The sequence below is a fragment of the Actinacidiphila oryziradicis genome (assembly GCF_005047355.1).
In the GTDB taxonomy this organism is placed as follows: Bacteria; Actinomycetota; Actinomycetes; order Streptomycetales; family Streptomycetaceae; genus Actinacidiphila; species Actinacidiphila oryziradicis.
The window spans coordinates 126001-132518 of the sequence record NZ_SUMC01000027.1 but is presented as its reverse complement, the minus strand read 5'-3'; the positions used below and the strand labels follow the sequence as shown (position 1 = coordinate 132518).

The following is a 6518-nucleotide window of genomic DNA, read 5'->3' as shown; positions in this document are numbered from 1 at the left end:
ACGCTGTTGAGTTCTCAAGGAACGGAAGCTTCCTTCGAGACCGTCTCACCGGCCCCTCCGGGCTTTCCCTTCGTGTTTCCCAGCCTACCAGACCCTTTCAGGCCCGATTCCCGCTGGCGGGATTCCTGCTTTCATTCTTATTAGCGTTTCTGCCTTTCGGCCTTCGCGCTCCCCGACTTTAGCAGATGCTTTCCGGTCGGATTCACCACCAAGCTGTTCGAGGGCGCACGTTTCCGCAGCTCTCGTCCAAGGGGTCGTACCAACCTACTGGACGGACGGGGCCCAAGCAAATCGAGGATGCCGGGTTAGGCTGCTCTCGCCCGATTCTGCGCTGCTGAGAGGCTTTGTATGACCACCGTGACGTCACCCGTGGCGGGCAGGGCCGTCGGACTGGCTGCCGTGCCGGACCCCGTGTTCTCCGGTGCGATGGTGGGACCAGGGACTGCCGTCGACCCGGTACGGGAGGCCACTGCGGCGGTATCGCCGTTCGATGGAGTGATCGTTTCGCTGCATCCGCACGCGTTCGTCGTAGTGGACGACAAGGGCCGCGGGGTACTGACGCACTTGGGCATCGACACGGTGCAGCTCAACGGACAGGGATTTGAACTGCTGGTGTGCAAGGGGGACACCGTGCGGCGTGGACAACCGATCGTGCGGTGGGATCCGGCTGCGGTGGAGGCGGCAGGTAAGTCGCCGATATGCCCGGTTGTGGCGCTGGAAGCCACGACGGAGGCGTTGGGCGGGCTGGTCGAGGACGGCGACGTCGAGGCCGGAGCCCAGCTTTTCCTTTGGAAGTAGCCTCGCGGCTAGAGACAACGAAGTGACCGGAGAAGGCTGAGATGGAGACAACGCTGCGAGGCGTCGGTGTGAGCCACGGTGTGGCGATCGGCGAAGTACGGCACATGGGCACTGCGGTTCTGGAACCGCCGGCCAAACAGATCCCGGCAGATGAGGCACCGCGGGAGCAGGGACGCGCCCGGCAGGCGGTTGAGGCCGTGGCCAACGATCTCATCGCGCGGGGCAATCTGGCGGGCGGCGAAGCGCAGGCCGTGCTTGAGGCCCAGGCCATGATGGCGCAGGACCCGGAACTGATCGCAGACGTCGATCGTCGGATCGCGGTCGGCAGTTCCGCCGAGCGTGCCGTGTACGACGCCTTCGCGGCTTACCGGGCGCTGCTGGCCAATGCCGGGGAGTATCTGGCCGGACGCGTCGCTGACCTGGACGACGTCAGGAACCGGATCGTGGCCCGGCTCCTTGGCGTGCCGATGCCGGGTGTGCCAGACAGCGAAGAGCCGTATGTGCTGATCGCACGGGACCTCGCGCCGGCGGATACGGCGCTGCTGGACCCGACGCTGGTCCTGGGTTTTGTGACCGAGGAGGGCGGGCCGACGAGTCACAGCGCAATCCTGGCGCGGGCTCTCGGTGTGCCCGCTGTTGTGGCGCTGCCGGGTGCGACCGAGATCGCGGAGGGCACCGTGATCGCGGTGGACGGCAGCACCGGTGACATCTTCATCGACCCGAGCCCGGAGAAGCGGGCCGAGCTGACCGAGGCTGCCGCGGTGCGTGCGTCCGCGCTCGCCGCATCCGCCGGTCCCGGTGCGACGTCGGACGGGCACAAGGTGCCGCTGCTGGCCAATGTGGGGGGTCCGGCGGATCTGCCGGCGGCGCTCGAAGCCGGCGCCGAGGGCGTCGGCCTGTTCCGTACGGAATTCCTCTTCCTCGACAGTTCCGAGAAGGCTCCGACGGAAGAGAAGCAGGTAGCGGCGTACCGGCAGGTGCTGGAGGCGTTTCCCGAGGGCCGGGTGGTCGTGCGGGTGCTGGACGCGGGTGCGGACAAGCCGCTGGACTTCCTGACTCCGGCGGACGAGCCGAACCCGGCGTTGGGCGTGCGGGGGCTGCGGATCCTGTTGGAGCACCCTGACGTGCTGCGGACACAGCTGCGGGCGCTGGCGACCGCAGCCGAGGGACTGCCGGTGTACCTCGAGGTCATGGCGCCGATGGTGGCAGACCGCATTGACGCCAAAGCGTTCGCCGATGCGTGCCGCGAGGCCGGGTTGCGGGCGAAATTCGGGGCGATGGTGGAAATCCCGTCGGCGGCTCTCCGGGCGCGTTCCATCCTCCAGGAGGTCGAGTTCCTTTCGTTGGGCACCAATGACCTGGCGCAGTACACCTTCGCGGCCGACCGGCAGGTGGGTGCGGTTTCGCGGCTGCAGGACCCATGGCAGCCCGCGCTGCTCGACCTGGTCGCGACGTCCGCGGAGGCGGCGAGGGCTGAGGGCAAGAGCTGTGGCGTGTGCGGGGAGGCTGCTTCGGACCCGCTGCTGGCCTGTGTACTGACAGGTCTCGGGGTTACCAGCCTGTCGATGGGGGCGGCGTCGATTCCCTATGTGCGGGCGACGCTGGCCAAGCACACACTCGCGCAGTGCGAGCGCGCCGCGGCCGCAGCACGGGCGACCGACACGGCGGACGACGCGCGGCGCGCGGCGCAGGCGGTGTTGTCCGGCGAGTAACAGACGAACGGATCTCTCTCGGGGTTTTGGGAAGGGCGTCCCGCTGTGGTGGCGGGGCGCCCTTCCGCGCAGTGGCCGGTCAGTCGTCAGTGGGTGGCGGGAGCGGGGTGCCGGGGCAGTGGACGACTCCCGGCTCCGGAGGAACGGGGTCGCCGGTCTCAGCGTCGGTGCAGTAGGCGTTGAAGACCTCGGCCTCGGTGAGCGGGTGCAGCCAGCCGTCGTGCAGGGACCAGCCGCGGACCTGGGCTGTGCCGCCGTCGGGGGTGCTGGTCCGCATGACGACGCCGCCGGAGCTGTCAGTCGCGATGCCCACCGCGAGGACGGTGCAGAAGATGAGTGCTTCGGCCTCGTCGAGGTGGACCATCGCGTCTTCGTCGCAGCGGGCGTGGAGTGCTGCGAGGAGAGGTGCGCTGTCGGCCGGCACGCTGCACACGATGTGGTGGCTGCCGGGTCCGGCGGCTTCGATGAGCCTTCGCAGAGCCTGGGAGGCCCGGTCGAAGGAGGACCGGGCGATGTCCTGGCCGCAGTCGGCGCAGTCTCCGGTGCGGGAGAGCAGGCTGGTGGCGTACTCCCAGGCGGACTGCCGGTCGGTTTTGAACTCTAGCTGGGTGATGAGGTGTTCCAGAGGTTGCCCGGTGTACGGGATGGTGGGTCCGCCGGAGGCGACCTCGGCGGTGTAGCGGGTGCGGCTGGTGGGGGTGTCGGGGTTCTGGCCCGTCTCGGTGCAGTAGGCGGTGTACTCCTCGGCGTCGAAGAGGGCCACCGAGACGTGGATGCCCTGGGAGGCGAGGGAGCGCAGCAGCGCCTCCATCTGCTGGAGATAGTGCGTGTGGTTGTCAAAGGTGAAACTGCGGTAGCCACGCATGGCCGCGAAATCCTGCGGGTCGGTGATGAGTGCGACGGTGCTCGGTACTTCGCGGCGCAGGCTGCGCCGCCGCCCCGTCCGGTGGGTGTTCTTGCTGTGCTTGGTGTTCTTCGTGTGCGCCATGACTCCCCCTCAGTGCGACGGCCAGTGTTGCTCACCGTAATGGCGGGGTCTGACAACGCTGTGTGACGATAGCCTGGATCCGGCTGTTTTTTTCGTGATCGTTCGTTCTGGATAGCTGTAACGTCATGGCATGGCACGGATCAAGGAGTTCGACCCCGACGCGGCCCTGGACGCGGCGCTTGAGCTGTTCTGGAGGCATGGATACGAGGCGACTTCGATGGCCGACCTGGTGGAGCACGTGGGGGTCGCGAGGGCCAGTATCTACGGAACGTTCGGTAGCAAGCGCGACCTGTATCTGAGGGCTTTGGACCGGTATCGGGAGCGGGTCGCCATGGAGCAGCTGCGGCTGCTCTCCCGGCCGGGACCGGCGCTCGCGGCGGTGCGGGAGCTCGTCGAGCGGTGTGCGGCCGAGGTGCTGGCGAACGAGGTACGGCGGGGCTGCTTCGCGGTCAACACGGCGGTGGAGCTCGGCCCGATCGATCCCCGCGCGGCCAGGCGGGTCGAGGCCGGTTGGGCGAGCCTGGAGACCGGACTGACCTCGGCGCTGATGCGGGCTCAGGCGCAGGGCGAGCTGGGCGGTGAACGGGATCCGGTGGCGCTGGCCCGCTTCCTACTGGTGGTGATCCAGGGATTGCGGGTGCTGGGACGGACGCGTCCCGAGCCGGGCGGGTCCGCGACGCCGTTGAACAGGCGCTCAGAATTCTGGAATGACCGATCTTTTATCAGAGCGGGTGAATATCGGACAACCAGTCATCATTCGCACCGAGGATCACACCGTCACCGGGCCGGTGACGGCGCAGGTGCCGTACACGGCGGAGATCATCCCCGCTCACGGCGACCCGGTGGCCGAGTTGGACCAGGCGGGCTGAGAGACCGTGCTAGGCCTTGTCCTTGTCCGGCCGAGCCCAATGAGTGCCGCCCCCGGCCACGTCCGGAGGTCAGCGGCGCCGGCGGGCGAGCTCCTCGTAGAAGTGCAACAGGCCGGGATTGTCGACGGAACCGAGGTTGACGGCCCTGTCCAGCGGGGTGCCCTGGAGAAGCTTCTTGACCGGTACCTCGATGCGCTTGCCGGTGAGGGTGTGGGGGACGCCGGGAACCGGAATGAGTTCGTCGGGGACATGGCGCGGAGAGAGCTGTTGGCGGATGGCGTGCTTGACCTTGTCGCGGAGGGCGTCGTCGAGTGTGGCGCCCTCGGCGAGGACGACGAAGAGCGGCATCCAGTAGCCGCCGTCCGGCTCCTCGACACCGACGACGAGGGATTCGCTGATCTCGGGGAGCCGCTCCACCACTTCGTAGATGTCGGCGGAACCCATTCGGACGCCCTGGCGGTTGAGGGTCGAGTCGGAGCGGCCGTGGATGATCACTGTGCCCCGGGAAGTGAGGGTGATCCAGTCGCCGTGCCGCCAGACACCCGGGAACATCTCGAAGTAGCTCTCACGGTATCGGGCGCCGTCGGGGTCGTTCCAGAAACGGATGGGCATGGAGGGCATGGGACTGGTGACGACCAGCTCGCCGACCTCGTCGGTGACGGACTTGCCGTACGGGTCCCAGGCCTGCAGGGCGGTGCCGAGGCAGGGGGCCTGGAGCTCGCCGACGTAGACGGGGAGGGTGGGGACGCCGCCCGCGAAGCAGCTGCAGACGTCGGTGCCACCGCTGACGGAGGCGATCCAGAGGTCCTCCTTGACCTCGTCATGGAGCCAGCGGAAGCCGTCGGGGGGCAAGGGGGAGCCGGTGGAGGCGACGCAGCTGACGGCCGACAGGTCGTAGTCGCGGGCGGGGCGGACACCGGCTTTACGGCAGGCGATGACGTACGCGGCCGAGGTGCCGAAGACGGTGGCGCCGGTCTGTTCGACGACGCGCCACTGGGCACCGGTGTCGGGGTAGCCGGGGCTGCCGTCGTAGAGGACGACGGTGGAGCCGGCCAGCAGGCCCGACGTCAGGAAGTTCCACATCATCCAGCCGGTGGAGGTGTACCAGAAGAAACGGTCGTCCGGGCCCAGGTCCATATGCAGGCCGGTCTGCTTGAGGTGTTCCAGCAGGATGCCGCCCTGCGAGTGGACGATGGCCTTGGGCAGGCCGGTGGTTCCGGAGGAGTAGAGCACCCACAGGGGGTGGTCGAAGGGGACCTGCTCGTAGGAGGGCTCCGGGGAGCCGGAGATGAGATCCGTCCACTCCAGGGCGCCTTCCGGAGCCTCCGTGCCGAGCAGCGGGATGTGCACCACGGCGCGGAGTGAGGGAAGTCCGGCGCGGAGTTCGGCAACGGCGGAAACGCGGTCGTGCACCTTGCCTGCGTAGCGGTAGCCGTCGACGGCGAACAGCACGACCGGCTCGACCTGCTGGAAGCGGTCCAGGACGCCGCGGGCGCCGAAGTCGGGGGCGCAGGAGGTCCACACAGCGCCGACGGCGGCAGTGGCGAGCAGTGCGATGACGGCATGCGGGATGTTGGGCAGGTAGCCGCTGACGCGGTCGCCCGGGGTCACACCGAGGCTGCGCAGTTCATCGGCGAGCGAGGCGACCTGGCGGCTCAGCTCGGCCCAGCTGATCTGCCCGAGCGTCGGGCGCTCATCGAGGTGGAGCAGGGCGGGCTTGTCGGCGCGGGCGGGGTCCCGGGCGGAGCGCAGGGCATGCTCGGCGTAGTTGAGGGTGGCGCCGGGGAACCAGCGCGCGCCGGGCATGGCGGGGTCGGCCAGCACGCTCTCGTACGGGGCTGAGAAGCGCACGTCGAACCATGCGGCGACGGCCTGCCAAAAGGCCTCGGGCTCACGCACGGACCACGCCTGGAGCGCGTGGTAGCTCGCGACGGGGTCGGAGGGGTCACCGGCCGGGGCGCCGTGGTGACCGGCTGCCCAGGCCTGGAAGCGGGTGACCTGGGCGCGGGCGGTACGGTCGGGGCCGGGCCGCCAGAGGGGCTCCGGGGTGGCAGCGGGCTCGGCTGGGTTGTTCACGGGGCGGCTCCCGGACGGACACGGAATGGCGTGGGCGCGGATAGGCCGGGTGCGGCCTGGGCAGGACGATGCCAC

The 6518-nt window shown here is 68.9% G+C and carries 5 protein-coding genes and 1 pseudogene; 4 read left to right on the top strand and 2 right to left on the bottom strand.

Annotated features, from left to right (window positions below; genetic code table 11):
• Window positions 1–348: 348 nt before the first annotated feature.
• Window positions 349–798 carry a PTS sugar transporter subunit IIA gene (locus FCI23_RS26305; RefSeq protein WP_136726404.1) on the top strand — a complete coding sequence of 150 codons (450 nt, stop codon included), beginning with the start codon at window positions 349–351 and terminating at the stop codon, window positions 796–798.
• 41 nt (window positions 799–839) lie between these two features.
• Complete coding sequence (ptsP, locus tag FCI23_RS26300; protein WP_136726403.1) at window positions 840–2510, top strand: phosphoenolpyruvate--protein phosphotransferase; 1671 nt, start codon at window positions 840–842, stop codon at window positions 2508–2510.
• A gap of 79 nt (window positions 2511–2589) precedes the next feature.
• Here ptsP and FCI23_RS26295 read toward each other — a convergent pair whose 3' ends face one another.
• Window positions 2590–3498: a hypothetical protein gene (locus FCI23_RS26295; RefSeq protein WP_136726402.1), complete on the bottom strand. Its 909-nt coding sequence runs from the start codon at window positions 3496–3498 to the stop codon at window positions 2590–2592.
• Between the two features lie 130 nt (window positions 3499–3628).
• Between FCI23_RS26295 and FCI23_RS26290 the strand changes: the two are divergent.
• Window positions 3629–4209: pseudogene (locus FCI23_RS26290) on the top strand (TetR/AcrR family transcriptional regulator).
• Window positions 4206–4367 (top strand): hypothetical protein, encoded by a 162-nt coding sequence (locus FCI23_RS56675; RefSeq protein ID WP_169316946.1) that lies wholly within the window; start codon window positions 4206–4208, stop codon window positions 4365–4367. The pseudogene FCI23_RS26290 and the gene FCI23_RS56675 overlap by 4 nt, the downstream one beginning before the upstream one ends.
• Before the next feature lie 69 nt (window positions 4368–4436).
• Here the strand turns inward: FCI23_RS56675 and FCI23_RS26285 are convergent, their stop codons facing one another.
• Entirely contained in the window at window positions 4437–6443 is a 2007-nt protein-coding gene (locus FCI23_RS26285; RefSeq protein ID WP_136726401.1) for an acetoacetate--CoA ligase, read from the bottom strand.
• Window positions 6444–6518: the final 75 nt, after the last annotated feature.

What these genes read in the sequence shown, in the direction of transcription:
- ptsP (WP_136726403.1), top strand. Translation starts at nt 840, where the DNA reads ATGGAGACAACGCTGCGAGGCGTCGGTGTGAGCCACGGTGTGGCGATC.
- FCI23_RS26295 (WP_136726402.1), bottom strand. Translation starts at nt 3,498, where the DNA reads ATGGCGCACACGAAGAACACCAAGCACAGCAAGAACACCCACCGGACG.
- FCI23_RS26305 (WP_136726404.1), top strand. Translation starts at nt 349, where the DNA reads ATGACCACCGTGACGTCACCCGTGGCGGGCAGGGCCGTCGGACTGGCT.
- FCI23_RS56675 (WP_169316946.1), top strand. Translation starts at nt 4,206, where the DNA reads ATGACCGATCTTTTATCAGAGCGGGTGAATATCGGACAACCAGTCATC.